Here is a 26,534-nt window from a genome sequence, read left to right on the forward strand (position 1 = left end):
CCATACTCGAAGATGGCCTTGCGCGTACGGTGACGTAGGCAAAACCAGCGTGCAACTTTTGTGAAAGAGAAACACGCCCGTGCTAACATTCATTTTTAACTTACCCGCGCTGCGATGCATTTTAAGTCAACTTCATTCGATGCCCCTAAGACTCTGGTGATTGCTTCGCGGCAAAGTCGACTGGCGTTATGGCAAGCTCAATATGTCAGCGATGCGTTACAAAAACTATATCCAGAAGCGCGGATTGAAATCTTGGGCATGACCACCCGCGGGGATCAGATCCTTGATCGCGCGCTCTCGAAGGTAGGCGGCAAGGGTTTATTTGTTAAAGAACTTGAATATGCGTTGGCCGATGGCCGAGCACAGCTTGCGGTGCATTCGTTAAAGGATGTGCCAATGGTATTGCCAGCGGGTTTTAAGTTGGCAGCTATTCTTGAGCGCGCGGACCCACGTGATGCTTTTGTATCCCCTGATTATGAGTCGCTGGCGGCATTGCCAGCGGGGAGTGTAGTAGGGACTTCAAGTTTGCGGCGCGAGGCGATGGTGCGGGCCCGCTATCCGCACCTTAAGGTGCAACCTTTGCGCGGCAATTTGGATACGCGCTTACGTAAACTAGACGAGGGTGAATATGCGGCGATTATTGTCGCTGCTGCGGGTTTAATCCGCCTTGATTTGACTGAGCGCATACGCGAGGCGCTGGAGCCAACCGAGAGTTTGCCAGCGGCTGGACAGGGTGCGTTGGGGCTTGAAATTTGCGCTGATCAGGCGCAAGTTGAAGCCTGGCTTGCGCCGTTGCATCATAATCGCACAGCATTTTCAGTCGAGGCCGAACGGGCGGTGTCCGGTGCGCTGGGCGGAAGTTGTGAGGTGCCGTTGGCTGCTTTTGCTAAATGGGACGGCGAGATTTTGTCTTTAAAGGCGCATCTTGCCATGCCGGATGGGTGCCAGCAGGTGTTTGCACAAGGGCAGGCAAGCCCAGCTACGCTGGCGCAGGCCAGCGCGCTTGGCCGGAGCGTTGCCGCTGAGCTAGTCAAGCAGGGCGCGCATAAAATTATGCAAGCACTGGGCTTACAAGTCCCCGCTGAGGTATATGATGGGGATCTACGCGCGTGAACGTAGTAGGGGATAACCTTGCGCTATGCGATGGCCTCTAAATAGGTTTAGGCGATGACGCGTACCGCTGTGCTGACCCGCTCGCGCGGGCAATCCGTTAGCTTGTTGCAGACCTTGACTACAGCTGGCATGGAGGCTTTTGAGTTTCCTTTAATCGAGCTTGCAGCAGCACCTGACAATACGCTGCTGGTTCAAGTATTTGCTGCGCTTAAGCGATTCGCATTGGTGATTTTTGTGTCGCCAGCGGCGATTGATTTTGCCTCCGCGTTGTGGCCTAAACCCTGGCCGGCGAGCGTGCCCATTGGCGTGGTCGGGCCAGGTAGTGTCCGCGCGCTTGAGCAGCATGGCATTACGGCTCCGCTGCGCGTGATTGCGCCGAGTAGTCAGGATGCAGGCCAAGCGGCGCGGTATGATTCTGAAGCGCTGGCTGCAGCTCTAGATCAAGCGCTTGGGCTAGCTTCATTTAGTGGCCGTACGGTGCTGATTGTGCGTGGCGATGGCGGCCGTGAATGGCTTGCAGAGACATTACAGGCGCATGGCGCTCAGGTTGAAATTGTGAGTGCATACCGTCGTATGCTGCCAGTGCCTACCTCAACGCAATGGGCGCGCCTGCGCGCTTTGCTAGCAGGGGAGTCTCATGCCTGGCTTTTAACCAGCTCGCAGGGAGTGCGTCACTTAGATCAGCTCGCCCAGACTCATTTAAGCGAAACTGAGCGCAACGCACTGAAGCGCTCTCCTATCGTTGCACCACACGCTCGAATTGCTGAATTTGCTTACGCGGCAGGTTTTGTTACGATTACGCAATGTCACGCGTGCGACACATCCGTCGCGCGTGCTTTACTTTCTTCCACAGGTTAGCGCTCTAGGCGTATAAGCATGACTGATCATAAAAATGTAACGCAAGCAGCTTCATCGAAAGCTCCACCAGAATCCACCCGCGGTGCCCAGCCATTCCTATCTGCGCCTGCTGCACCGCCACTACGCCGCGCGCGTGGCGCATTTGGCCTTTGGTTAATATGGTTTTTGACGGTATTTGGCGGGCTAGCGGGTGGCTATTTACTGCATCAAAAATTTAAATCTGAAAATATGCAATTGGTTGAGCGCCAACAGGTGAATGAGCGTGCACTGATTGAAGCTGGGTTAAAAAGTCAGCAAGCGCTTGATGCGCTCCACCAGTTGCAAATGCAGTTGGCGCAGTTAAGCGGTAAATTGGATGAAACTCAAGCGCGGCAGCAAGCACTGGAGAGTCTTTCGCAAAAATTGACCCAAAGTCGAGATGATTGGATCTTAGCTGAGATCGAGCAAACCTTAGTGCTTGCCAATGAGCAACTGCAACTCACCGGCAATCCTCAACGCGTGTTTGGCGCGCTGCAAAATGCCGATACGCAATTGGCGACAAGTTCTTCGCCACGGGCATTGGCGGTGCGTAAAGCACTTGGGCGCGACCTGGCTGCGTTAAAAGCCACGCCGCACATTGATTTGATGGGGCTTGCACTTAAACTGGATGCGGTATTGGCGCTAATCGATAATTTGCCGCTCACTGGCGAAGCGGCAGAGCCAGTCACCGCGCCTGCACCCACCAGCGAGAATCCGGCTGATCGCAAGGAACCGCTGTGGCGTATTGGATGGCAGCGTTTTAAGGCAGGTCTACTACAACAGCTAGAGAATTTTGTGCAAGTGCGCCGGCTAGATCATGCCGATACATTACTCGTAGCGCCGGATCAGGGTTATTTTTTGCGCGAAAATTTGAAATTACGGTTACTCTCAGCGCGCTTGGCACTTTTTGCGCGTAACGCAGATCAGCTCAAGGCTGATGCGCAGGCAGTGGCAACCGCTCTTACGCGTTATTTTGATATGCATGCCCCGCATACGCGCAGCGCGCTTGATTCAATTAAATACATTGAACAAGCTGCGGCTGAAGTTGCCTTGCCTAGTTTAGAAGCCAGCTTACAAGCTGTGCGCCAACAAAAAAACGGGAGCTAAGCGATGGCGATTCGAGGGCTTGTATGGCTGACTATCCTATTTGCAGCGGCTGTTTTGATTGCAGTAATGAGCACATTGGGCACTGGGCAAGTGTTAATTATCCAAGCGCCATATCGTATCGACATGTCGATGCATTTATTCGGCGCGCTCTTGACGCTTGCATTTATTGCCTTTTACCTATTGATCCGGCTGCTGACTTATCTCTACCAAATGCCAGCGCGTTTTGCGCTATATCGTATGCGTGCGCGCTCAGCCAAGGCTTATGATGCTTTGTACTCGGCCTTGAATCATCTTTTTGCTGGCCGCTTTGCGCGCGCAGAAAAAATGGCACGCACGGCAGCCTCTCTTAATCCAGAGAATAAACCCGCCGCAGCGCTTATTGGAGCACGGGCAGCCCATCAGATGCATGAATATGCGCGGCGCGATGGTTGGTTGGCGCAAGTCATTGGCGATTGGCAAGAAGCTAAATTGCTGTCTACCGCCGAAATGCGCCTTGATGCGCGCGATGCAGAAGGTGCTTTGGCGGCCTTGAGCGAGATGTCGGCGCAGGGGGCGCGCCGACACTATGCTCGGCAAATTGCTTTACGCGCGCATCAACAGCTTAAACATTGGCCGCAGGTGTTGCAAATTATTAAATCTTTTAATGCACAAGAGACCTCATATCCATCCGCCGTTTCGTGGCAGCGCGCACAGCAGGTAGCGGCAGAGCATCTCCTGTATGAATGCCGCCATGAAGCGCAAACCCTGCTTATGGCGTGGCATAGCTTGCCCGTCTCGGAACAACACAGGCCACGCACAGCGGATTTAGCGGCACAACTTCTGATTGCTTTAGAGCGGCATAAAGAAGCTCGGCAGATTGTCGAAGAAGCGCTGCTTCAGCAATGGGAAGCGGCTTTGTTGCGACGCTATAGCCAATGCGCGGGACATGATCCATTACCTTTAATTCAACGAGCCGAGGCGTGGCAACAGGAGCACCCCGATGATCCTGAGCTGCTCTTTACACTAGGTTGCTTGTGCCAGCAGCAAAAACTATGGGGCAAGGCGCAGGCTTTTCTGGAAACCACGTTGCACCTTACAAGCCGTGGCGGTGAGCGGGCTATGTTGCGCGCAGAAGCGTATCTGGCGCTGGCTCGTTTGCATGAGAAGCTGGGCCAGCATAATGAGGCGGGTACGCACTATCGGGCAAGTGCGCTTGCGTTTGAAGCGCAGAGGTAGCCAAGAAGAACCTCTTGGGCGCTTTATCAAAAGCGCCCGCGGTTGAAATCATTCAGCGCTTGAGCAATCTCCTCACGGGTGTTCATAACGAAAGGGCCGTGCCCCACAATTGGCTCGTCGATGGGTTCTCCGCTTAGCAGGAGTACAACCGCATCGCTTTTGGCTTCAAGCATAAAACTGTCACCCTCGCGTTCCAATAGCACCATCTGCACTTCACGAGCGCTGGTTTGACGGTCAACTTGCACTGCGCCATGTAGCACCACAATAGCGGTATTCCAGCCCTCTGCGGCGGGGAGCCCAACCGCAGATCCGGCGCTTAGGCGGATGTCCCATACATTCATCGGGGAAAACGTGCGAGCCGGTCCGGCGTGCCCGCTGTAGTCACCGGCGATGACGCGCACTGACCCAGCACCTTCAGGCAGAGGTACCTTAGGGATCACGTCGTTTAGGAGGGTTTGATACCCTGGCGCGGACATCTTATCCTTGGCCGGTAAGTTAACCCAGAGTTGCACCAGCTCGAATGTGCCCCCCGTACGAGTGAATGCTTCCGAATGGAACTCCTCATGTAAGATACCTGCAGCGGCCGTCATCCATTGCACATCACCGGATCGGATCACACCGCTTTGGCCAGTAGAGTCACGATGGGCAATTTCGCCTTTGTAAACGATCGTTACCGTCTCAAAACCGCGATGTGGGTGTTGACCAACGCCGCGCAGCTGGTGGCTTGGCGCAAAATCAGTAGGCCCCGCGTAATCCAGTAGCAAAAAGGGACTCAGGGTTTTTTCGTGGCCGCGATACGAAAATAACGAGCGCACTGGAAAACCATCGCCCACCCAATGTTGGTTAGGCGCATTATAGACACCGACGACCTTTTTCATGGTCTCTCCAAAGCGAGCATAAGAAAGTTTGTAGCATTGAAAAAAGTATAGCTTAGTTCATTGCTAACTCACAGTTTGGGCGTACCTGGGATAGTTTGCACATAGCTATCAAAAGTGCCACCTTTGTTTGAATAGATCTATCCGCTTCCTTTGCTCGATAAAAATCATTTTTATTTCAAGCATCAATGCATTCTCATCCATGGTCTATCTAATCCTGCCTGTCAAATAGACTGATTAAGAGTAGATCCAACACTCGTGTCACCAGCCGCCATTTAACGAACGGAACGCCACTTGCTGGTCCTTCAGTGTGTTCACGATGGATCGGCCATTCCAATCGGCCACTAGAGACATTCCTCGATCTGCTTCAGCGCAATGAGATTGTCCGAGTGCTTGATGTGAGGACCGTGCCGTGGTCGCGCCATCTCTCGTTTCGAGGATATGCGGACTATATGCAGTCTTCTGAGTTCGCTGACAACGTTCAATGGGTCGCGAACCTGGCGCGCACTGAGCGTTGTGTCCTGATGTGCGCTGAAGCGCTTCTTCAAAAGCCGGAAATCCCCCCCAAAATCGTAGATATTATTCAGACTATCTTCAAGCCCAGGCTATAAAACAAGACTCAAAATGGGCAGGAGTATTCATCCTGGTCAAGGGTTGTGTAAGCCTTTCCCCGTTACCCATAGGTTTTTTTCCAATCTTGCTTCATTTTCTTATATAAAGCATGATTTTCCGTTGCCTGCCATTTTTTATAAAAAATAGCGGCACTCTCTGCTTTGACAGGATCTTCCGGCGCGCGCGGCAATTCTTCACCGTTTTGCGGATTGTATTTTCTTCCACCTGCATGATTTGCATAGCGGCGCGCACGCGTATAACCCATTTGCAGAAATTTGCGCGCCATATCCGCTCCAACAAAGTCTTCTTTTTCTAGATAGGCTTGGAAAATTTCGAAAATTTTAGTGCTGCTTATTTCAGCAACTGAAGCATCTTTGAAACGCCAATGCGGCAAAATTTCTGATTTATAAGGCTCACATAACAGAACGCCTTGCTCGCCTTTACCAACTTTATATTGTTCAGGATGCACTCGATAATCTGTTTCAGAATTCCAGGAGTAGCTATCCTTAAGCTTATTCCAGTTCTCTTTTTTATGTTGTTTTGTTGAAGGTTTATAGGCCATTAGAAAAACCCTATCCTAGAAGTCACCTTTATTTTTTTAAATGGCTAGACCTTAAGGTAATTATTTTATAAAGATAGGGGGTACTCAGTTAAAAGTTTTTGGGTAGAGACGGTTCTTTTGAGGGATCAAAATCGCTCCAGCGCCCATGCGTCCAGCGTCCATGTGCACGTTCAATATCTTTTGCGCTGGCCTTGCGCAAAACCGCAGTGGCATCTGCTTGGTTATTAACGGTGACATGAATCGCCAACAGCACACCGGATTCATGTATTTTTGCCAAGGCGGGCTCTTGCTTAGACGTTTTTGCTTCGGCCATCGCGCCCATTAATGAACCAAGGTAAGCGCCCACTGAGGCCGCGATTAGAGTCACCAGCAGGGGTAGGCCAAATACCGTACAGAGCATGGCCCCAATACTTGCGCCAAGTGTCGCGCCAACCATGAGCCCTATGCTCGCGCCTTTATAAATTGATTTTGAACTTGGATCTGCAACTTGATGAGTCCCGCCGACGAGGCGATCATGTTGGCCTGGAGGGTTTACGAAGAAAATGGTCACATCTTCTTCTGCAAATCCATGCTCAAATAAAACTTGAGCCGCTTGCTGAGCTTTTTCAAAAGTATCAAAACGTCCCGCAACGATAAGTGACATATTTTCCCTTGGTTAAGAAATACATCTAATAAATTACTTTAACATCTTAGGAAACATTATTTCCTTAGCTCTCTGGGCATGCATGGCCCTTAAAAAGTTGGCGAGAAAGGTTTAACCCCAGGTTGGTTAGACTCCAATTAAGCTGCGCTTATAAAGTGTTTTCAAAAGCGCGCTTGGTCTTATTGATGCATGGCTTTGGCAGGAGAAATATATTCTTTAGGCGGAATTTTTCCGCTGAGTAGGTCATCATATAACTGGCGTGAGCGGCCACGCAAATAGGGCGCTATCACGGACAAAATATGCCGACTCGCTTGGTTTAACTCTGCGCCAATCGCAGCTTGGTCATTATATTTACGCGGATTCATTACAAACTGATAGGACAGCCAATAGGTCGCTAGTACGCACATATTCGTTGACATGATCCCGATCTCCGCGGGCGTGGCGACCATCTCGCCGTCCGTGACGAGCAACTCGCATAAATCCCGCGCAAAACGCACCTTATGCTCCATAATTTGCTTGAAATGCGTTTCAAGGGTACGGTTGCGCGCCAGCAGGTCATTCAAGTCGCGGTAAAGAAACCGGTAACGCCAAAGAAAGTTGGTCATATATTGTAGATAGGCCCATACTTCATCGATGGTGGGCCGATGGTCTTCTGGAAAACGCAAGCGTTTCTCAATTTCTTGCTCAAATTGCAAAAAGATGCTGTTGATAATATCGTCTTTATTACGAAAATGGTAATAAAGGTTGCCCGGACTAATTTCCATTTCATCTGCAATGGTGGTTGTCGTTACGTTGGGCTCCCCAATTTCATTAAAAAGTTTTAAAGAAAGTTCAAGAATGCGTTCTCGCGTGCGGCGGGGTAGTTTCACGTCCATCATTTAATATCCCGTATTCTAAATTTAGATAAGCCTAGGAAAAGCGAGTTGGATCTACTACAGAATACTATAAGCCATTATAGTGAGCTTAAGCACAGTTAGGCTGGGCCTTTTGTCGTGCTTCTACAACGAGTCTTAATGTATTTTTATGCGCTTAATGAGAATTTAATGGGCATTATTGTGCGTGCTCATTGAAAATCGGCGGCATATTATTGGCTTTGTCGGTGGGCGTTGCGAGTGGGATAGATATATCTGGCGAAGCAGGATGCAAAGCGTTGGGCCTAGAGAGGGCTGGCTTTGTAGCGCGTTTGCGCGGGATGCGTTGTAGTCCTTCGATTTTGGTTTTACCAGAAGGTGGCGCGCTAACTACCGTTGAGTGGCGATGAGGGCGTGCTGCAGCGCTCAGTTTTTCTTTTTGTCCAGCAGGAAGATTTTGGTACGCCTGCCAGGCGTTTTGCCGTTGTTTGGGAGGCAATGATTTTGAGAGCTGGTAGTTTTCACGCGCAATGCGGCGTTGCTCTGGAGTCATTTCTAACCATTGGTTCATCTGTTCGCTAAGGCGCTTTTCTGCCTCAGCAGAGCGGGCACTTTTTCTAAACTGACCGGCTGATGTCCAATCAGGGTGTGCTAATAAGTGGACCCAGCGCGGATAAGTGGTGCTGAGCGCAAGCAATGTCGCGATTAAACTCAGAAATAAGATGGCGTATCCCCGTTGACCTATCACTTAATCCTCCTTATACACTAGCGTGTATCGGATAAATAGCGACCAAAACCGTGATCGAGATAAGCATTTAATGGGAGCTCGTCGCTTAAGATGGCCGCATCAATATCCGCTATTTCTGCTGCGCGTTGTTGATCTGCCCAATAAGTGATTGCGCTGAGTCCAGCAAGCAGCGCTAACAGCGGCCAGATTAAGCCCAATTTGTTAAATAAATGCCGGCCGTGCGAGGCAGCGCTAATGCTCGAGCGGCCTAAGCCTGAAGCAAAGGCCGGCTCATAGGCGGGTTGCATGACTTTTTCTGATTTTTGGGCGGCAAGGGCGCTGCGGCGCGCCTGCGCCAATTTAGCCAGCGTAGCTTCAGGGAGCTGTGCCACGCTCGTATCGAGCATGGCGCATATTTTATGCGCGTATTCGACTTCTTTCGTATCAGGGGCGGAGCTCATAGCGTAATTCCTTTTGCCTGTAACGCCTGGGCGAGAGTTTGGGTAGCTCGTGAACAATGGGTTTTAACACTGCCTTCGGAACACCCCATTGCCACAGCAGTTTCAGCAACATCCATTTCTTCCCAATAACGCATGAGGAAAGCTTCGCGTTGACGCGCTGGCAACTTTTGGATCTCATCTTCAATCAGACCCAGTACTTGCGCCTGCTCGAGCTGGGCTTCGCTGCTTTGCAGAGCTGCCGAGTGCGCCTCAACCGGGAACGTTTCAAGAAAATCAAAGTCGTCTTCATCCGTATTGGAATTGAATGAAGAGAAAAGATTCACATACGTGTTGCGGATTTTCTGCCGCCGACAATAATCAAGCGCAGTATTGCGCACAATCCGCTGAAATAGCAATGGTAACTCGGTAGCTGGCTTATCGCCATACTTTTCAGCAAGTTTGATCATTGCATCTTGCACAATATCGAGCGCTGCCTCTTCGTCACGTACCGTATAAAGAGTTTGTTTGAATGCGCGCCGTTCGATGCTGGCCAAAAAATCCGCCAGCTCTTTATTAGATGCCATTCATGAGCCCCTGCTTGAATTGAACGCGGCCATCGCCTGCAAAGTGCAATCTGTAACCTTTAAGTATCTAAAACTCATCAATGCTAGCAAAAAACGAAGTCCCGTAGCAGGCGGCGCATGTCTTGTAAGCTGCTACCACCAAGCAAGGCTTAAATTTCTGCTTGACCGACGCATAGTAGCAAGCTATCGTCCTGGGTTCTAAGTAAAAAGTGCTCTCTCATTGTAAGAAATTGTGTATTGCATAGGGCAAAGAGTTGCTACAGGTAGGCCGCTGGCCCAGTGACTCAATTTATTTAGGATGCGAGAATCTCAATTGCAATGCAAGTCACGAGCTTGCGCGCAAAGAGCCTGATCGATTTTTACCCGAAATTTGAAATGGTGAGAAATGAGTGTAATTCATAAAAAATGCAATCAGCAATCTTCTGCCTCCAATGCGTCGGCGTCTGAGTCCGATGCGCACGCTATAAACGGCTCGATTGGCGCGACGGTGCTGATCCGTTCGCTCGAGCAAGAGCAGGTTGAATATATCTGGGGCTACCCAGGGGGCTCAGTTCTTTATATTTATGATGAGCTATACAAGCAAAATACGATTACGCATATTTTAGTGCGCCATGAGCAAGCCGCCGTACATGCGGCTGATGCGTATGCGCGCGCAACCGGTAAGGTGGGGGTCTGCCTAGTTACGTCAGGACCTGGTGTGACCAATGCGGTAACGGGTATTGCTACTGCTTATATGGATTCCGTGCCGCTCATCATCATTAGCGGACAGGTCCCCACCGCGGCGATTGGACAAGACGCATTTCAGGAGTGCGATACAGTCGGCATTACACGTCCATGCGTGAAACATAATTTTTTGGTTAAAGACGTACGCGAATTGGCATCGACGATTAGCAAAGCCTTCCATATTGCAAGAAGCGGACGGCCTGGCCCAGTTTTAATCGATATTCCCAAAGATATTTCAAAAACGCCGTGCCATTTCGAGTATCCCAAAAGCGTTACATTACGCTCCTATAACCCCATTACTAAAGGTCATGCCGGTCAAATCCGTAAGGCTCTGAATCTTTTATTGGCGGCGCAACGTCCATATATTTATGCGGGCGGTGGTGTGATTCATGCAAATGCCTCGGATGAGCTTAACCAATTTGCCGATTTACTCGATTATCCGGTCACGAATACTTTGATGGGATTGGGTGGCTTTCGGGCTTCGGATCGTAAATTTCTGGGCATGCTGGGTATGCATGGAACGTATGAAGCCAATATGGCAATGCAGCACTGCGATGTGCTGATTGCAATTGGCGCGCGCTTTGATGATCGGGTGATTGGCGACCCCGCGCATTTTATGTCTGTCTCACGTCAGATTATCCATATTGATATCGATCCTTCGTCGATTTCAAAGCGCGTTAAAGTCGATATTCCGATTGTGGGCGATGTCAAAGAGGTTTTGCAAGATATGCTCGGGCAGTTGCGAGCAGGGCACGCGTCCCCTAAACGTGAAGCGCTGGCTGCATGGTGGATGCAAATTGAGAAATGGCGCAGCATTGATTGCTTAAACTATGATCGCACCAGCGAGGTGGTTAAGCCACAGTTTGTGATTGAAACACTGCACCAACTGACGCATGGCGATGCTTTTGTCTGCTCAGATGTAGGCCAGCATCAGATGTGGGCAGCGCAATATTATCGTTTTGATAAACCACGCCGCTGGATTAACTCTGGCGGCCTTGGTACCATGGGATTTGGCCTGCCAGCGGCGATGGGCGTGAAGATGGCTTATCCGGATAAAGATGTGGTTTGTATCACGGGTGAAGGCTCAATCCAAATGTGCATCCAAGAATTATCGACGTGTTTACAGCACAATACGCCCGTCAAAATTGTTTCGTTGAATAACCGTTACTTAGGGATGGTGCGGCAGTGGCAACAAATTGAATATAGTAAGCGTTATTCGCACTCTTATATGGAGGCTTTGCCGGATTTTGTAAAACTGGCGCAGGCCTATGGGCATATTGGAATCCGCATCGATAAAACCGTTGACGTTGAGCCCGCGTTAAAAGAAGCCTTGCGGCTCAAAGATCGTACGGTCTTTTTGGATTTTCAAACGGACCCCACCGAGAATGTCTGGCCGATGGTACAAGCGGGCAAGGGGATTACTGAAATGCTGCTGGGCTCTGAAGATCTCTAGTTTTTGTTATGAAGCACATTATTTCTATTTTGCTAGAAAACGAGCCCGGCGCATTGTCACGCGTGGTTGGGCTTTTTTCAGCACGCGCATACAATATTGAAACGCTTACGGTAGCGCCCACGGAAGACCCCTCTCTATCTCGCATGACCTTGGTCACGGCAGGGTCAGAAGATATTATTGAGCAAATTACCAAGCATCTCAACCGATTAATTGAAGTGGTTAAGGTGATTGATTTGACGGATGGCGCTTATATTGAGCGTGAATTGCTGTTGATCAAAGTCAAAGCCGTCGGCAAAGAGCGCGAGGAAATCAAACGCATGGTGGAGATTTTTCGCGGTCACATTATTGATGTGACGGATAAAACTTATACGCTTGAATTAACCGGAGATGGCGTCAAGCTTGATGCCTTTGTCACCGCCATTGAGCCTAGCCTTATTTTGGAAACGGTACGTACTGGCACCTCAGGGATTGGACGTGGCGAGCGTATTCTTAAGCTTTAAAGAGATTTAAATTTTATAAGGAAATAGATACATGAAAGTTTATTATGACAAAGACGCGGATCTGTCGTTGTTGAAGGGTAAAACCGTAACCATTATTGGTTACGGCTCGCAAGGCCATGCGCATGCACTTAACCTGAACGATAGCGGAGTTAAGGTCATTGTTGGCTTGCGCCGCTCTGGCGCGTCTTGGCATAAGGCTGAACAAGCGGGATTGAAGGTACAAGAAGTGGCTGCAGCCGTACAGAATGCCGATATGGTTATGATGTTGCTACCTGATGAGCAGATCGCTGAAGTGTATCGGCGTGAAGTTGAACCTCATATCAAGTCAGGCGCGGCCCTAGCGTTTGCGCATGGTTTTAATATTCATTATGGGCAGATCGCGCCGCGCGCTGATTTAGATGTGATTATGATTGCGCCCAAAGCGCCAGGCCATACGGTGCGTGCAACCTATACCCAAGGGGGGGGAGTACCGCATTTAATTGCCGTAGCACAGGATAAATCCGGGCTTGCGCGTGAGTTGGCACTGTCTTATGCCGTTGCGAATGGCGGCGGACGGGCAGGGATTATTGAAACCAATTTCCGCGAAGAAACTGAAACAGATTTGTTCGGCGAGCAAGCGGTTTTATGCGGCGGCACAGTTGAATTGATCAAAGCTGGCTTTGAAACTTTGGTTGAGGCAGGTTACGCTCCGGAAATGGCTTATTTTGAATGTTTGCATGAGCTGAAGCTGATCGTTGACTTGATTTACGAAGGCGGGATTGCAAATATGAACTATTCGATCTCAAATAATGCAGAATACGGTGAGTATGTCACGGGCCCCCGTATTATTACCGAGCACACTAAAGACGAGATGCGCAAGGTACTGCAAGCCATTCAGAATGGCGAATATGCAAAAAGCTTTATCACCGAGCATCTAACAGGCGCACCCACACTGATCTCGCGGCGGCGTTTAAATGCCTCGCATCAAATCGAGCAAGTGGGCGGAAAACTCCGCGCGATGATGCCTTGGATTACGAAAAACAAGTTAGTTGACCAGTCAAAAAATTAAACCCTATATGAACTATCCTCACCCAATTATTGCCCGCGAGGGCTGGCCATTTTTGCTTTTTATCGCGGTCTTGACGCTTCTCGTGCAGGTTTTTGCGGGGTTTTCATGGGCTTGGCCATTTTGGTTGCTGACCGCTTTTGTGGTGCAGTTTTTTCGGGATCCGCCGCGCCCCATTCCAAGCCAAGAAAACGCTGTGCTAAGTGCGGCTGATGGTCGGGTGGTGGCGGTGCAAACCTGCTATGATCCTTACGCTGAACGTGAAGCCTTAATGATTAGCGTATTTATGAATGTTTTTAACGCCCATTCGCAGCGTTCACCTGTGAATGGCGTGATTCAAAAAGCCGCCTATTTTCCTGGCGCATTTCTGAATGCCGCATTAGATAAATCCTCGCTTGAGAATGAGCGCAACGCTTTGGTGGTTGAAACTGAGGCGGGGCAGACCGTGACGGTGGTGCAGGTCGCGGGGCTAGTGGCGCGTCGCATTCTATGCTATGTGAGTACGAATGATGCGGTTAAGCGTGGCCAACGTTACGGTTTTATCCGCTTTGGCTCGCGCGTGGATATATATCTGCCGCTGGGCAGCCGCCCTAAGGTGGCGATTGGCGAAAAAGTGTTCGCTACCTCAACGATCCTTGCTGAGTTTTAGCCTTCAAGAAGTCGACCAAGCTGATTTTACCCAACTTTGCTCGACTTATGGCGTGCCCTCCAGGTCGCAGCCTAAGGGCACGCAGACTCGGCATTTAGGTAAGCTAAATTTTTTAAGAGGGATTTAAATGTCTGCTTCCAAGCTGCGCCGCGCACGCCAGAATGCTACGTTTTTGCCGCGCTCGCTTCGCCATCAAACCGAAAGTGAGGTTGATAATGATGATAGGTTAAGGGCTGAGCGGCAAAGACGCTTGCGTAAACGTGGTATTTACCTATTACCGAATGCATTTACTACGGCTGCGCTTTTTTGTGGATTTTTTGCCATCGTGCAGGCGATGAACCAACAATTTGAAATAGCTGCGATTGCTATTTTTGCGGCTATGGTGCTGGATGGGATGGATGGCCGGGTCGCACGCATGACAAAAACGCAAAGCGCATTTGGCGAGCAATATGACAGCATCTCCGATATGGTGTCATTTGGCGTGGCGCCGGCGCTGGTGATGTATGAATGGGCATTAAAGGATTTAGGGCGCTGGGGGTGGTTGGCGGCATTCGTGTATTGCGCAGGCTCGGCCTTGCGTCTAGCGCGCTTTAACACGAACTTAAACAAAATCGACAAGCGTTTTTTTCAAGGCTTGCCGAGTCCGGCTGCAGCAGCATTGATTGCAGGTTTCGTCTGGCTGGTAATTGATAACCGCATTCCAATGAAGCTCAGTTGGCTGCCTTGGGTGGCTTTTGCCTTAACGCTTTATGCCGGTATCACAATGGTCTCAAACGCGCCGTTTTACAGTGGCAAAACCCTAGATATCCGCTATCGCGTGCCATTTGGGGTGATTTTGTTAGTGGTGTTGGTTTTTGTGCTGGTGTCATCCGACCCACCGATTATGTTGTTTGGCTTATTTGTCCTGTATGGCCTTTCGGGCTATGTATTTTGGGGAATTCGCATGTTGCATGGCAAGACAAGTCCAACAGCTAAAGAGCCGGAACCATTAGAGTAGGGTAATCCGCCCGATTTGGGGCTGAGCTTAATTTTTGTTTTTTAGGTGCCTAGGCATGACTGATAAATTGATCATTTTCGATACCACTTTACGAGATGGTGAGCAGTCGCCAGGTGCTTCTATGACTAAAGAGGAAAAGCTGCGCATCGCTAAACAGCTTGAACGATTAAAAGTAGATGTCATTGAAGCCGGTTTCGCGGCTAGCTCAAGAGGCGATTTTGAGGCGATCCAAGCCATCGCGTCAGTGATCAAAAACAGCACCGTATGTAGTCTTGCGCGCGCGCATCAACAAGATATTGAGCAGGCTGCCGCAGCTCTGCGTTGCGCTGAGGCATTTCGGATCCATACTTTTATTGCAACCTCGCCGTTGCATATGGAAAAGAAGCTGCGTATGACACCTGAGCAAGTGCTTGAGCAAGCGCGCAGCGCGGTGCGTCATGCCCGACAATTTACCAACGATGTTGAATTTTCTCCGGAAGATAGCAGTCGCTCTCAGTTAGATTTTTTATGTCGAGTGCTCGAGGCTGTGATTGCCGAGGGCGCGACCACCATTAACATCACCGACACCGTAGGTTATGCTATGCCCGAGCATCATGGTCTGTTGCTGCGTACCTTGCGTGAACGCATTCCTAATTCGGCGCGCGCGGTGTGGTCGGTCCATTGCCATAATGATCTAGGCATGGCAGTGGCGAATTCCCTGGCCGGGATCAAGTTTGGCGGGGCACGGCAAATCGAATGCACGATAAATGGTTTAGGCGAGCGGGCGGGTAATACTTCACTTGAAGAAGTGGTCATGGCGGTCAAAACGCGTCAAGACTATTTTGGACTTGAAGTGGGCATCGACACCGCGCAAATTGTGCCAACCTCTAAATTAGTGTCGCAAATTACAGGCTTTATGGTGCAGCCGAACAAGGCAATTGTAGGGGCCAATGCCTTTGCCCATGCTTCTGGCATTCACCAAGATGGCATCCTTAAAGCGCGCGACACCTATGAAATTATGCGCGCAGAGGAAGTCGGCTGGAGTACTAATAAAATCGTACTGGGCAAACTGTCTGGCCGCACTGCATTCAAGCAGCGCCTGCAAGAATTAGGCATTGCGCTAGACGGTGAAAATGAATTAAACACGGCCTTTATGCGTTTTAAAGAGCTGGCGGACCGTAAGTCTGAGATTTACGATGAAGATATTATTGCCTTGGTTGCCGAGGGGGGATTAGCCTCCGAACTTAATGAATGCTTCAAATTTACTTCGCTCACGCAGCGTTCAATCTCTGGCGAGGAGCCTTATGCGTGTATCTTTTTCACCATCGATGGCAGTCATGTGACTGGCGAAGCCGTGGGCAATGGTCCGGTTGATGCCACTTTCAACGCAATTGAAACGCAGACTAAAAGTGGGGCAGAGTTGATTCTCTATTCCGTGAATGCGATCACAATGGGAACCCAAGCGCAAGGCGAAGTGACGGTGCGCTTATCCAAAAATGGTCGAATTGTGAATGGCGTTGGGACCGATTTAGATATTATTGCCGCTTCGGCCAAAGCCTATCTGGCGGCATTGAACAAATTACATGCCAAAGCGCAGAAGCTTAATCCGCAGGCGGGTTGAATAAAGGCTTACTCAACCGCAACGCGTATCGGATTCATAATCCGAGTTCGGCGGCGATGAGGTTACGTTGAATAAAACGTTGTTCTTGCAACGCTGGATGACGGTAACAACCTAGGTCGTATTTTCCGTAGGTCCATCCCCATTCTTTGACGCGCGCACCGTCCGCTGAAGTACCCACTTGAATCAAATTCATAATCGCAGCTTCAGTTTCTTTATCCCCTGCAAATTGACCTGCCAGCGCTTTTTGTGAGCGGCTGGCCAACTCGTGGAGTTTGAGGGCGGTTGCTTTGCTTCGTTTGGGACCCCGCACCAGACGAAACTCTAATGCGCCTATGCCACGATGACCCATATAGGCCAGACGATCCAGCGGTGTAATGGCACTATTAGAGTCATCGAGGAGGGCATCCGCTAGCATCGCGGGCAATCGCTTGGATTCACCCATGTCACCGACGTGACACAGAACCATGCTATTGATCGGGCAAATATGCCACATTGTGGGGTTGGTTTATATATTTTACTTGCCAGTTGCATCAACGCCTATTTAGTATACAATCCTTGACATTCAATGAAAATTGATGTTTGAAAAATTGAAAAACACTTTTACCCACGAGGCGTATTATGAAAATATCTTCTAGGGCGATGGCTGGCATGATAAGTGTCAGTACAGTCCTGTTCGCTGCCATGCTTGGCGGTTGTGCGACCGAAACCTCGCAAGTACTGGCAGTGCAGAAAGTAGAAAGCGCAAGCCGTCCTTACGCAGGGGTGCGCGCGCCTATCGCAGTGGGCAAGTTCGATAATCGATCAGCCTACATGCGCGGCGTGTTCTCGGACGGAGTGGATCGTCTTGGCGGCCAGGCCAAAACCATTTTGATTACGCACTTGCAGCAGACCAACCGCTTCAATGTGCTCGACCGCGACAACCTGGCCGAGATCAAGCAAGAGGCCACGATCAAGAAAACGATGCAAAAGCTCAAGGGTGCAGATTACGTGATCACCGGCGACGTAACTGAATTCGGCCGCAAAGAAATCGGTGACCGCCAGTTGTTTGGCATCCTGGGCAGTGGCAAGGAGCAGGTTGCCTATGCGAAGGTTAATCTAAATGTGGTTAACATCTCGACCTCTGAAGTGGTGTTCTCAGCTGGCGGGGCCGGCGAATACAAACTGTCAAACCGTGAAGTGATCGGCTTTGGCGGCACCGCCAGCTATGATTCGACGCTCAACGGCAAAGTGCTGGACCTCGCCATGCGAGAAGCCGTGACGAACTTAGTCAATGGAGTTGAAAGCGGTGCGTGGAAACCAGGCGCAATAAAATAGAGCAATCGGACATTACGAGGGAAACTACAGTCATGGGCAAAACGTTTACGCTTTGGCGAGCGACCGCCGCTATCATGGGAGGCATGCTGCTAGTCGGTTGTGCCGCACCGAGCAAGCCGCTGTATCAGTGGGAGAGCTATCAACCACAAGTCTACGAGTACTTCAAGGGTGCACCAAAGGAAAAGCAGATTGCGGAACTCGAACGCGGCCTGGAGAAAATCAAATCAACCAACGGTGCGGTACCGCCGGGCTACCATGCCCACCTGGGCCTTCTGTATTCGAGCCTAGGCAAGGATGATCAGATGGTCCAAGAATTTCAGACCGAGAAGGCACTGTTTCCGGAGTCGGAAGCCTATATCGACTTCCTGATGAAGAATGTCAAAAAGAGGAGCCACTGATGACCCAGCGCTTTCTGAAACTATTTGCCGCCGCCGGCATGATGGCGTTGATGGTAGGGTGTGCCGCACCAACGAAAAATTTCGACTATGCGGCCTTCAAAGCGAGCAAGCCGCGCTCGATCGTTGTGTTGCCGCCACTCAACAAATCACTCGAAGTAGGGGCGAACTACGGCCTACTATCGCAGGTGACTGTGCCGCTAGCCGAGGCGGGCTACTACGTGCTGCCCGTTACCCTGGTAAACGAGACCTTCCAGCAAAATGGCCTGACTGTTGCTAGCGACATCCACGACGTGCCGGTCGCCAAGCTCAGAGACATCTTCAACGCTGATACCGCTCTATACATCACGATCACGCAGTACGGCACCAAATATATGGTGCTCGACAGCATCAGCACCGTGGCGGCCGTAGCTAGTTTAGTGGACCTCAAGAGCGGCCAGACGTTGTGGACCGGCCAGGCCCGCGCGTCGAGCAACGAAGGCAACAATAATAGCGGCGGCAGCCTGGTTGGCATGCTGATGACCGCGGTGGTCAAGCAGATCATCCACAGTTCAACCGACCACAGTTACGACATTGCCGGAACGACAAGCTTTCGCCTGCTGTCGGCGGGGCAGCCAGCGGGTATTCTCTACGGCCCGCGGTCACCTAAGTACGGCACGGATTAACGCTCTGTTAGCACAAGCCAACTCCGATGTTCGTAGAGGAGTTAGCTTGTGCTTAACCCGTAGCATGCGTGATTGAAACGCTCCACTTTTGACCTGCCCCCCTTAGATGGCGACGAAATCACCCTGAATACGCATCGCTTCTACTTCTGAAATACCCGCCTGCGCAGCAAACTCAGGCCAGTGCGCAATTGCTGCTTTAACCTGTTTAATCACTTCTTTACAGCGTGGCGCAAAGAAGCGGTCACCAACGCTTAATAAGTCATCGCGCGTGATATTTTTAAAGGCCCCGTTAACCGACATTAAATGCTGATAAGTCCATTGCCCTTGTGAATTATAAGCATGGGTCACATCATAGGCTGGCGCAAGCTGCCATTGCCCGTTTTCCGCTAGCAGAAACGACAGGTTTTTGGTGTGGTCATCACAGTTCGCAGCAAGTACATTAAAAACCATGCGACGAAAACCTTCCTCTAGCGCAGCAGGCCCTAAGCCGAGCTTTTGGATCACCTGGAAGTACTGACTGTAGCTATGAGTTGCACGTTGCTTGTAGTCTAGGTGCTGCATTGCGCACAGTGTTTGCGTATGAAGTTTTGCGCCATTTTGCCGATCGAAGCGCCGGGTCATAAAATGGGCCCGCCCGTTTTCTTCGAGTAAGCGGCATTCAGTCATGCTCATCCCGGCGGCGGTTGCCATCAGATAATAAGCGTACTCGATTCTTCCATAATCAGCGCTTGCCCCAAGTTCGCTATCTTTGCCTACGCCATCGAGCTTAAGCAGCCAGTAATCAAAACCGGGATCCGCAGGCAACTGACCCGAGCGAATTTCGTTGGTTTGCGCATTCCAAGCAATCACGGCTTTGGCGCGCGCGCCGCCCGCTGAAGTACCCACTTGAATCAAATTCATAATCGCAGCTTCAGTTTCTTTATCCCCCGCAAATTGACCTGCCAGCGCTTTTTGTGAACTGCTGACCAACTCATGAAGTTTGAGGGCGGTTGCTTTGCTTCGTTTGGGACCTCGCACCGGACGAAACTCTAATGCGCCTATGCCACGATGACCCATATAGGCTAGACGATCCAGCGGTGTAATGGCATTTTTTTCGACCCCTGCCTGTGCCAGATAAGCATCTATTAGAGCATTACCGAAGTCATCGGGGAGGGCATCCGCTAGCATCGCGGGCAAACGTTTATAGGTAATTTCTGGCAAGCTAGGAAAAACATAAAAAGCTTGCGCAATCGGCATCGTCAGCGGCGCGAGTTCAATCCCATGCTTTTGCCACAGGGGATCGTATTCAAATGCATAGTAGCCAAGCGTGGGTGCCAAGGTCACCGCACCGACGGTTTTACCCCATATGCGCACTTCTATCGTGTCAACAGCTTCGTACATTGATTTTATCCATGGTCAGTTTTAGCCCGGCGTGCTCGATAAACCTTCATGCGTGGCGGATTTTTATGTTTGGCTTTAAGTATTTGCATGGGGCTGATGGATAGCATGGGGGCGAGTAGCTCTAGCCAATCGGTGCGGTTTAAAGCACGAATGACTTTGATCAGGGTCTTAAGAGACGAGCCTTTGCCATTTTCCAAATTCTTAATTGCACCCGTGCTGCTATTGGCCAGGGCTGCGAGTTCAGTTTGATCAAGTCCGCTCCGGATGCGTAGCGCGCGGAGTTGGTTGCCGAGATGAAGCATCCATTCGTCGGTAGAGCGTTGTGGTTCCGATAAAGACATAAATATGGCTTTAATGTATAAAAGTAAGCATAGTGTATACAATTATATCTTTTTTGCCATTTCGACTTGTGCGCTGACTTAAACACATTCAGAAAGAGCCGTTGAAACCTCAGCGGCATCTTCGATCGAATAAAAGATACCCCATACTTGACTAAATTCATAGGTTATTTATACTTAGCAGTATGAGTGACACTATTTAAGTATGCAGGATAAAAATAGTTGACCTACTCAGCCTAATTTGATGTCTTTGTCCGCTTTAATGTTTTTGTCTAGTTATGAGACTTACGACAAAAGGTCGCTTTGCTGTGACCGCCATGCTAGATTTAGCGCTACACCGCGAAAAAGGCCCTGTCACGCTTGCTGGCATTAGCGAGCGGCAGCAGATTTCGCTATCGTACCTTGAGCAATTATTTAGCAAGCTGCGGCGGCAAGGAATTGTTGAGAGCATACGCGGTCCGGGCGGTGGCTATAAACTCGGCCGACCGGTTGAAGAAATTACCGTGGCCGATATTATTATTGCTGCAGATGAGTCGCTTGATGCGACGCGCTGCGGCGGCAAAGGCAGTTGTGGTCATACAACGTATCAAGATGGGCACTGTATGACACATAGATTATGGTCGACCTTGAATCAAAAAATGCGCGACTATCTTGATTCAGTCTCGCTACAGGATTTGGTGCTGCAGCAATATGGGCGTGAGACTGGCACAGCCAGGTTACGCGACCAGCGCGCAAATACAATGGATATACTTTAAGTACGGTTTTCGGAGTTATTGATGCAAAACGTTCTTCCTCGCCTTCCGATTTATCTGGACTACAGCGCCACTACGCCGGTTGATCCCAGAGTCGCGGACAAGATGATTCCTTACTTGTGCGAACAGTTTGGCAACCCCGCCTCGCGCAGCCACTCTTATGGTTGGGCGGCAGAGCAGGCGGTCGAAGAGGCGCGCGCGCAAGTAGCCGCGCTACTCAATTGTGACCCACGTGAAATTGTTTGGACTTCAGGCGCAACAGAATCTGATAATTTGGCTCTAAAAGGCGCCGCGCATTTTTATCAAAGCAAAGGCAAACATATCATCACCGTTAAAACTGAGCATAAAGCGGTGCTAGATACATGCCGTGAGCTTGAGCGGCAAGGCTTCGAAGTCACTTATCTTGATGTTCTAGAAAATGGCTTGCTCGATCTAGAGGTATTTAAGCAAGCGCTGCGGCCCGATACGATTTTGGTTTCAGTCATGATGATCAATAATGAAATCGGCGTGATCCAAGATATTGAGCAAATTGGTGAAATATGCCGTGATAAAGGCATTATTTTCCATGTTGATGCAGCGCAAGCAGCCGGTAAGGTAGAGATTGATCTGGCGCGCTTAAAAGTTGACTTAATGTCATTGTCCGCGCATAAAGTGTATGGCCCTAAAGGCATTGGCGCAATGTATATTCGCCGCAAACCGCGGGTGCGCATTGAAGCGCAAATACATGGCGGCGGCCATGAACGGGGCATGCGCTCAGGCACTTTACCCACCCACCAGATTGTTGGCATGGGCGAGGCTTTTCGCTTCGCACGCGAAGAGATGGAGGCCCAAAACAAGCATGCGCACACGCTCTATGAGAGGTTGTTGCAAGGTTTAAGCAAAATTGAAGAGGTCTATGTAAATGGCGATGCGCAACAGCGCGTGCCTCATATTCTAAACATTAGCTTTAATTTTGTTGAGGGCGAATCGTTAATTATGGCCGTGAAAGATATCGCGGTCTCTTCTGGATCCGCATGTACCTCTGCTTCACTTGAGCCTTCTTATGTGTTGCGCGCACTTGGGCGCAATGATGAATTGGCGCACAGTTCGATCCGGTTTAGCGTAGGACGCTTTACCACCTTGCAGGAAGTGGATTACGTGATACGTTTAATGGAAAGTAAAATTGCTAAATTACGCGATTTGTCGCCATTATGGGAAATGCATCAAGAAGGGGTTGATTTGAATTCAATCGTATGGGCTGCGCATTAAAAATAGCCACCGCTGGGTAGCGTTGGATCCTGGGTGAGTGGGCGCTGGCGTAGAACGAAGCGCTCGTAAATCCGTTAAACACAAGAGTCTTTTAGGAGTTAGATCATGGCATACAGCAATAAAGTGCTCGATCATTATGAAAATCCCCGTAATGTCGGGTCATTTGATAAAGATGGCGCTGGTATTGGTACCGGTATGGTAGGTGCGCCGGCCTGTGGGGATGTAATGAAACTGCAAATTCGAGTAGGCGCTGATGGCGTTATTGAAGACGCAAAATTTAAAACCTACGGCTGTGGTTCAGCAATTGCTTCGAGTTCTCTGGTGACCGAATGGGTTAAAGGGAAAACGCTAGAGCAAGCCTTGACCATTAAGAATACGCAAATTGCCGAAGAATTGGCGTTACCCCCAGTGAAAATCCATTGTTCAATTCTCGCGGAAGATGCGATTAAAGCCGCCGTTAAAGATTATCAAGAGCGCCATGCTAAGACGGCTGAACTCATTGCAAGCTAAGCAGAAGTTTAATTTTAGACGGCACGTAAGCAGAGCGATGTGCTCTACATTTTTTTGACTGATATGAGCATTACATTGACCGAAAAAGCAGCGCAACATGTACAGAGATATTTGCTCCGCCGTGGCAAAGGACTCGGCTTGCGCTTGGGCGTGCGTACGACAGGATGTTCAGGGCTGGCCTATAAGCTTGAATATGTGGATGCGCTCGCGCCAGAAGATCAAGTATTCGAAAGTCATGGCATAAAAGTGGTGGTTGATCCTAAAAGCTTGACTTACATTGATGGCACTGAATTAGATTTTGCGCGCGAAGGTTTGAATGAAGGTTTTAAATTTAAAAACCCTAACGTGAAAGATGAATGTGGGTGCGGTGAATCATTCCGCATCTAGAGCAACCATGGTGCATCTAGCCGCGCAATGTAGAGCCGCTCCCCATTCGTTTTTTGCCGTTCACTAAAAGCTTGGCGGTCTAATTTTCATGTCTTCTTTCAGCGGTACTTATTTCGATTTATTTGGCTTGCCTGCGAGTTTCGAGATCCAAGATAAAGAACTTGCTAATGCGTATCGCACGGTGCAGGCGCACACTCACCCAGATCGTTTTGCCGCAGACTCGGAAGCCCAAAAACGGATTGCATTGCAATGGGCGACCCACGCGAATGATGCCTATCGCACCTTAAAAGATCCATTGCAACGAGCCATTTATTTACTGCAGTTAGGTGGCATTGAAACGCAAGCCGAACATAACACGGTGATGGCGAACGATTTTCTTATGCTACAGCTCGAATGGCGAGAATCTATCGAAGCTGCGCAACTTGAGAAAAATCTACCCGCGCTGCAAGCATTGTTGGATAAATTGCACCATGAGCGCGCGCTCCGCCTGACAAAACTCGTGAGCTTGTTTAAGACTCAGATAGATCAAGCGGCGGAAGTGGTGCGTGAACTGATGTTCATCGAACGGGTCGCGCAAGAAGCGCAGGCTCAGATTGAAAAACTTGAATACGTGTAGAAGGCAAGCTGATGGCTTTATTACAAATTTCCGAGCCCGGTCTAGCGCCCGCGCCTCACGAGCGACGGCTTGCAGTGGGCATCGATCTTGGCACAACCCATTCTTTAGTGGCTGCAGTACGCAATAGCCTACCCGAAGTATTGCCAGATAGAGCAGGGGATGCCTTACTCCCCTCGGTGGTGCGTTATCTCCCAAGCGGTGAGCGACAGTTGGGCCGCCTGGCAAAAGAACACGCGGCACTCGACCCCAAAAATACGATTGTCTCGGTCAAACGCTTAATGGGGCGCGGCAAGGAAGAAATCGAGCAAGCCGCCCATGCCCCCTATAATTTGGTCGCAGCGCCGGGCATGGTGCAAATCAAAACCGCAGCCGGTATCAAAAACCCGGTCGAAGTTTCGGCTGAAATCCTGGCAGCATTGCAGCAGCGCGCGCAAGCTGCGCTGGGCGGCGAACTATTTGGCGCAGTGATCACGGTACCGGCTTATTTTGATGATGCGCAACGGCAAGCCACAAAAGATGCCGCTCAGCTTGCCGGTCTTAATGTACTGCGCTTACTCAACGAGCCTACTGCGGCGGCGATTGCCTATGGGCTTGAAAGCGGTGCGCAAGGAATCTACGCGGTCTATGACCTAGGGGGCGGCACGTTTGATTTGTCGATTCTTAAACTGACGCAAGGGGTGTTTGAAGTGCTCGCGGCTGGCGGCGACTCAAGGCTAGGCGGAGATGATTTTGATCAAGCCTTGCTAGACTATGTGCTTGCCAAAGCAGGCTTAGAGATGCACTTGCTGAGCGTTGGTGAGCAGCGGCTATTACTGGATGCTGCGCGGAGCGCGAAGGAAGCTTTATCGACGGCTCAGCAAGCCAGCGTGAATGTTTTGTTGGCAAGTGGCGAACAGATTGCCGTGCACATCAGTGAAGTTGAATTTGCTGAGCAGGTTCAACCGCTGGTGCAGCGGACGTTGACGCCGATGCGTAAAATTTTACGCGATGCGCAGATTACCGTAAAAGAGGTGCAAGGCGTTGTATTAGTCGGCGGTGCAACGCGCATGCCCGTGATTCGCCGTGCGGTTGAAGGGTTTTTTGAGCAACCCGCACTGACTGGCATTGATCCAGATCAAGTGGTCGCACTGGGGGCCGCAATCCAAGCCGATCTGTTAGCCGGTAACCGGCGCGCGGATGACGATTGGCTCTTGCTGGATGTCATTCCGCTCTCGTTGGGAGTTGAAACCATGGGTGGGCTGGTGGAAAAAATTATTCCGCGTAATTCAGCCATTCCGGTTGCACGTGCACAAGAATTTACGACCTTTAAAGATGGGCAGACCGCCATGTCGATTCATGTCGTGCAAGGTGAACGCGAGCTTGTTGCAGATTGTCGTTCGCTGGCGCGTTTTGAGTTGCGCGGGATTCCGCCTATGGTGGCAGGTGCGGCACGCATTCAGGTCAGTTATCAGGTGGATGCGGATGGGTTATTATCCGTATTTGCGCGTGAAACGCACTCCGGCGTTGCCGCTTCAGTCGCAGTCAAACCGGCCTATGGTTTAAACGATGAAGATATTTCTCGTATGCTAAATGACAGTTTTCAGGCGGCTAACCTCGATAAAGATACGCGCGCATTGCGTGAACTCCAAGTCGATGCGCAGCGCTTGTTAGCCGCCACAGAAAGCGCTTTAGCCAGCGATGCGGCGTTGCTCAGCGAAGCCGAGCGAGCCGCGATTGACACCGCCCTAGATACGCTGCAGAAACTCAAAGAGAGTCCGCAACACGATGCTTTGGAACAAGCGATTAAAACATTAGCGACCGTAACCGATGAATTCGCGGCCCGGCGCATGAATCAGAATATTCGTGCGGCGCTAGCTGGCCGCAAAGTTAAAGAGCTGACTGAACAATAACATTATTTTTAAGAAATAACGGGAACCTTAGATGCCTCAGGTCATTGTATTACCTCATCTCGAATTATGCCCAGAAGGCGCTGTGATCGATGCGACGCCAGGCAAAAGTATCTGCGATACATTACTTGAAAATGGGGTAGAGATCGAGCATGCCTGTGAGAAATCGTGTGCCTGCACAACCTGCCATGTGATTGTAAGAGAAGGCTTTAAGCAACTCGGCCATCCTGGTGAAATGGAAGAAGATTTGCTTGATATGGCCTGGGGGTTGGAAGCCACTTCTCGCTTATCATGCCAAGCGCTGATCCCAGCCCAAGCCGAGGGCGCTATCGTGGTTGAAATTCCACGGTATACAATTAATCATGCAAAAGAAAAGCATTAAGAATAGCGCTCGCTATTTGCTGTGTTAAAATTATTCGTATAGATCGCCTCAGTCAGTGGTTTGATTGAGGCGCTATCTGAATTCCCTCC

The 26,534-nt window shown here is 50.2% G+C and carries 31 protein-coding genes; 21 read left to right on the forward strand and 10 right to left on the reverse strand.

All coding sequences use genetic code 11. From position 1 onward, the window contains the following. Positions 1 to 114 precede the first annotated feature (114 nt). The 4 genes from hemC to MPB2EB_RS04245 are packed head-to-tail and all read left to right on the forward strand — an operon-like array spanning position 115 to position 4,311. Entirely contained in the window at positions 115 to 1,113 is a 999-nt protein-coding gene (gene hemC / locus MPB2EB_RS04235) for a hydroxymethylbilane synthase (RefSeq protein ID WP_185181144.1), read from the forward strand. A 54-nt stretch (positions 1,114 to 1,167) separates the two neighbouring features. After that, entirely contained in the window at positions 1,168 to 1,971 is an 804-nt protein-coding gene (locus MPB2EB_RS08520) for a uroporphyrinogen-III synthase (protein ID WP_232534406.1), read from the forward strand. 18 nt (positions 1,972 to 1,989) lie between these two features. Then, entirely contained in the window at positions 1,990 to 3,096 is a 1,107-nt protein-coding gene (locus MPB2EB_RS08525) for a uroporphyrinogen-III C-methyltransferase (protein ID WP_232534407.1), read from the forward strand. A gap of 3 nt (positions 3,097 to 3,099) precedes the next feature. Beyond that, complete coding sequence (locus tag MPB2EB_RS04245; RefSeq protein ID WP_185181145.1) at positions 3,100 to 4,311, forward strand: heme biosynthesis HemY N-terminal domain-containing protein; 1,212 nt, start codon at positions 3,100 to 3,102, stop codon at positions 4,309 to 4,311. Between the two features lie 26 nt (positions 4,312 to 4,337). Here MPB2EB_RS04245 and MPB2EB_RS04250 read toward each other — a convergent pair whose 3' ends face one another. Further along, positions 4,338 to 5,189: a pirin family protein gene (locus MPB2EB_RS04250; RefSeq protein ID WP_185181146.1), complete on the reverse strand. Its 852-nt coding sequence runs from the start codon at positions 5,187 to 5,189 to the stop codon at positions 4,338 to 4,340. 404 nt (positions 5,190 to 5,593) lie between these two features. On the opposite strand from MPB2EB_RS04250, the gene MPB2EB_RS08530 reads away from it, so the two are divergent. Then, the gene (locus tag MPB2EB_RS08530) at positions 5,594 to 5,797 is read left to right on the forward strand and encodes a DUF488 family protein (RefSeq protein ID WP_370576630.1); all 204 of its coding nucleotides are present in this window, start codon (positions 5,594 to 5,596) and stop codon (positions 5,795 to 5,797) included. 62 nt (positions 5,798 to 5,859) lie between these two features. On the opposite strand, the gene MPB2EB_RS04260 is transcribed toward MPB2EB_RS08530, so the two are convergent. From MPB2EB_RS04260 to MPB2EB_RS04285, 6 genes are all read right to left on the reverse strand, one after another. Further along, positions 5,860 to 6,360, reverse strand: coding sequence for a DUF4385 domain-containing protein (locus MPB2EB_RS04260; protein ID WP_185181147.1), 501 nt, complete (start codon positions 6,358 to 6,360; stop codon positions 5,860 to 5,862). 88 nt (positions 6,361 to 6,448) lie between these two features. After that, the gene (locus tag MPB2EB_RS04265; protein ID WP_185181148.1) at positions 6,449 to 7,003 is read right to left on the reverse strand and encodes a hypothetical protein; all 555 of its coding nucleotides are present in this window, start codon (positions 7,001 to 7,003) and stop codon (positions 6,449 to 6,451) included. A 179-nt stretch (positions 7,004 to 7,182) separates the two neighbouring features. Then, positions 7,183 to 7,878 (reverse strand): TetR/AcrR family transcriptional regulator, encoded by a 696-nt coding sequence (locus MPB2EB_RS04270; protein WP_185182652.1) that lies wholly within the window; start codon positions 7,876 to 7,878, stop codon positions 7,183 to 7,185. Between the two features lie 175 nt (positions 7,879 to 8,053). Continuing rightward, entirely contained in the window at positions 8,054 to 8,602 is a 549-nt protein-coding gene (locus MPB2EB_RS04275; protein ID WP_232534408.1) for a DUF3106 domain-containing protein, read from the reverse strand. 17 nt (positions 8,603 to 8,619) lie between these two features. Further along, positions 8,620 to 9,042, reverse strand: a complete 423-nt coding sequence (locus MPB2EB_RS04280) for a DUF3619 family protein (protein WP_185181149.1) — start codon at positions 9,040 to 9,042, stop codon at positions 8,620 to 8,622. Further along, positions 9,039 to 9,605 (reverse strand): RNA polymerase sigma factor, encoded by a 567-nt coding sequence (locus MPB2EB_RS04285; RefSeq protein WP_185181150.1) that lies wholly within the window; start codon positions 9,603 to 9,605, stop codon positions 9,039 to 9,041. The genes MPB2EB_RS04280 and MPB2EB_RS04285 overlap by 4 nt, the downstream gene beginning before the upstream one ends. Before the next feature lie 385 nt (positions 9,606 to 9,990). On the opposite strand from MPB2EB_RS04285, the gene MPB2EB_RS04290 reads away from it, so the two are divergent. From MPB2EB_RS04290 to MPB2EB_RS04315, 6 genes are all read left to right on the forward strand, one after another. Beyond that, positions 9,991 to 11,781 carry an acetolactate synthase 3 catalytic subunit gene (locus MPB2EB_RS04290; RefSeq protein ID WP_185181151.1) on the forward strand — a complete coding sequence of 597 codons (1,791 nt, stop codon included), beginning with the start codon at positions 9,991 to 9,993 and terminating at the stop codon, positions 11,779 to 11,781. A gap of 8 nt (positions 11,782 to 11,789) precedes the next feature. Continuing rightward, positions 11,790 to 12,281 carry an acetolactate synthase small subunit gene (gene ilvN, locus MPB2EB_RS04295; RefSeq protein WP_185181152.1) on the forward strand — a complete coding sequence of 164 codons (492 nt, stop codon included), beginning with the start codon at positions 11,790 to 11,792 and terminating at the stop codon, positions 12,279 to 12,281. Between the two features lie 31 nt (positions 12,282 to 12,312). Further along, positions 12,313 to 13,329 carry a ketol-acid reductoisomerase gene (gene ilvC / locus MPB2EB_RS04300; RefSeq protein ID WP_185181153.1) on the forward strand — a complete coding sequence of 339 codons (1,017 nt, stop codon included), beginning with the start codon at positions 12,313 to 12,315 and terminating at the stop codon, positions 13,327 to 13,329. A 7-nt stretch (positions 13,330 to 13,336) separates the two neighbouring features. Then, positions 13,337 to 13,975, forward strand: coding sequence for a phosphatidylserine decarboxylase (locus MPB2EB_RS04305; protein WP_185181154.1), 639 nt, complete (start codon positions 13,337 to 13,339; stop codon positions 13,973 to 13,975). Between the two features lie 127 nt (positions 13,976 to 14,102). After that, complete coding sequence (gene pssA, locus MPB2EB_RS04310) at positions 14,103 to 14,972, forward strand: CDP-diacylglycerol--serine O-phosphatidyltransferase (RefSeq protein ID WP_185181155.1); 870 nt, start codon at positions 14,103 to 14,105, stop codon at positions 14,970 to 14,972. A 55-nt stretch (positions 14,973 to 15,027) separates the two neighbouring features. Further along, entirely contained in the window at positions 15,028 to 16,572 is a 1,545-nt protein-coding gene (locus tag MPB2EB_RS04315) for a 2-isopropylmalate synthase (protein ID WP_185181156.1), read from the forward strand. A gap of 34 nt (positions 16,573 to 16,606) precedes the next feature. On the opposite strand, the gene MPB2EB_RS04320 is transcribed toward MPB2EB_RS04315, so the two are convergent. Then, positions 16,607 to 17,065 carry a hypothetical protein gene (locus tag MPB2EB_RS04320; RefSeq protein WP_185181157.1) on the reverse strand — a complete coding sequence of 153 codons (459 nt, stop codon included), beginning with the start codon at positions 17,063 to 17,065 and terminating at the stop codon, positions 16,607 to 16,609. A gap of 146 nt (positions 17,066 to 17,211) precedes the next feature. Between MPB2EB_RS04320 and MPB2EB_RS04325 the strand changes: the two genes are divergently transcribed. The 3 genes from MPB2EB_RS04325 to MPB2EB_RS04335 are packed head-to-tail and all read left to right on the forward strand — an operon-like array spanning position 17,212 to position 18,946. Beyond that, a complete protein-coding gene (locus tag MPB2EB_RS04325) occupies positions 17,212 to 17,886 on the forward strand; it encodes a CsgG/HfaB family protein (protein ID WP_185182654.1) in 675 nt (224 codons plus the stop codon). Positions 17,887 to 17,918: 32 nt separating this feature from the next. After that, on the forward strand, positions 17,919 to 18,284 hold the full coding sequence (locus MPB2EB_RS04330) for a DUF4810 domain-containing protein (RefSeq protein ID WP_185181158.1): 366 nt from the start codon (positions 17,919 to 17,921) through the stop codon (positions 18,282 to 18,284). After that, positions 18,284 to 18,946, forward strand: coding sequence for a DUF799 domain-containing protein (locus tag MPB2EB_RS04335; RefSeq protein WP_185181159.1), 663 nt, complete (start codon positions 18,284 to 18,286; stop codon positions 18,944 to 18,946). The genes MPB2EB_RS04330 and MPB2EB_RS04335 overlap by 1 nt, the downstream gene beginning before the upstream one ends. Before the next feature lie 102 nt (positions 18,947 to 19,048). Here MPB2EB_RS04335 and MPB2EB_RS04340 read toward each other — a convergent pair whose 3' ends face one another. Both MPB2EB_RS04340 and MPB2EB_RS04345 read right to left on the reverse strand, forming a co-directional pair. Beyond that, positions 19,049 to 20,326, reverse strand: coding sequence for a type II toxin-antitoxin system HipA family toxin (locus MPB2EB_RS04340; RefSeq protein WP_185181160.1), 1,278 nt, complete (start codon positions 20,324 to 20,326; stop codon positions 19,049 to 19,051). A 5-nt stretch (positions 20,327 to 20,331) separates the two neighbouring features. Beyond that, on the reverse strand, positions 20,332 to 20,667 hold the full coding sequence (locus MPB2EB_RS04345; RefSeq protein WP_185181161.1) for a helix-turn-helix domain-containing protein: 336 nt from the start codon (positions 20,665 to 20,667) through the stop codon (positions 20,332 to 20,334). A 275-nt stretch (positions 20,668 to 20,942) separates the two neighbouring features. On the opposite strand from MPB2EB_RS04345, the gene iscR reads away from it, so the two are divergent. From iscR to fdx, 7 genes are all read left to right on the forward strand, one after another. After that, positions 20,943 to 21,419: a Fe-S cluster assembly transcriptional regulator IscR gene (gene iscR / locus MPB2EB_RS04350; protein ID WP_185181162.1), complete on the forward strand. Its 477-nt coding sequence runs from the start codon at positions 20,943 to 20,945 to the stop codon at positions 21,417 to 21,419. A 21-nt stretch (positions 21,420 to 21,440) separates the two neighbouring features. Continuing rightward, complete coding sequence (locus MPB2EB_RS04355) at positions 21,441 to 22,664, forward strand: IscS subfamily cysteine desulfurase (RefSeq protein ID WP_185181163.1); 1,224 nt, start codon at positions 21,441 to 21,443, stop codon at positions 22,662 to 22,664. Positions 22,665 to 22,769: 105 nt separating this feature from the next. Further along, positions 22,770 to 23,174, forward strand: coding sequence for a Fe-S cluster assembly scaffold IscU (gene iscU, locus MPB2EB_RS04360; protein ID WP_185181164.1), 405 nt, complete (start codon positions 22,770 to 22,772; stop codon positions 23,172 to 23,174). 63 nt (positions 23,175 to 23,237) lie between these two features. Beyond that, on the forward strand, positions 23,238 to 23,561 hold the full coding sequence (gene iscA, locus MPB2EB_RS04365) for an iron-sulfur cluster assembly protein IscA (protein ID WP_185182655.1): 324 nt from the start codon (positions 23,238 to 23,240) through the stop codon (positions 23,559 to 23,561). A gap of 88 nt (positions 23,562 to 23,649) precedes the next feature. After that, a complete protein-coding gene (gene hscB / locus MPB2EB_RS04370) occupies positions 23,650 to 24,177 on the forward strand; it encodes a Fe-S protein assembly co-chaperone HscB (RefSeq protein ID WP_185181165.1) in 528 nt (175 codons plus the stop codon). 11 nt (positions 24,178 to 24,188) lie between these two features. Further along, complete coding sequence (hscA, locus tag MPB2EB_RS04375; RefSeq protein ID WP_185181166.1) at positions 24,189 to 26,066, forward strand: Fe-S protein assembly chaperone HscA; 1,878 nt, start codon at positions 24,189 to 24,191, stop codon at positions 26,064 to 26,066. A gap of 31 nt (positions 26,067 to 26,097) precedes the next feature. Further along, positions 26,098 to 26,445, forward strand: coding sequence for an ISC system 2Fe-2S type ferredoxin (gene fdx, locus MPB2EB_RS04380; RefSeq protein ID WP_185181167.1), 348 nt, complete (start codon positions 26,098 to 26,100; stop codon positions 26,443 to 26,445). Positions 26,446 to 26,534: the final 89 nt, after the last annotated feature.

The organism is Mycoavidus sp. B2-EB, assembly GCF_014218255.1.
Taxonomy (GTDB): domain Bacteria; phylum Pseudomonadota; class Gammaproteobacteria; order Burkholderiales; family Burkholderiaceae; genus Mycoavidus.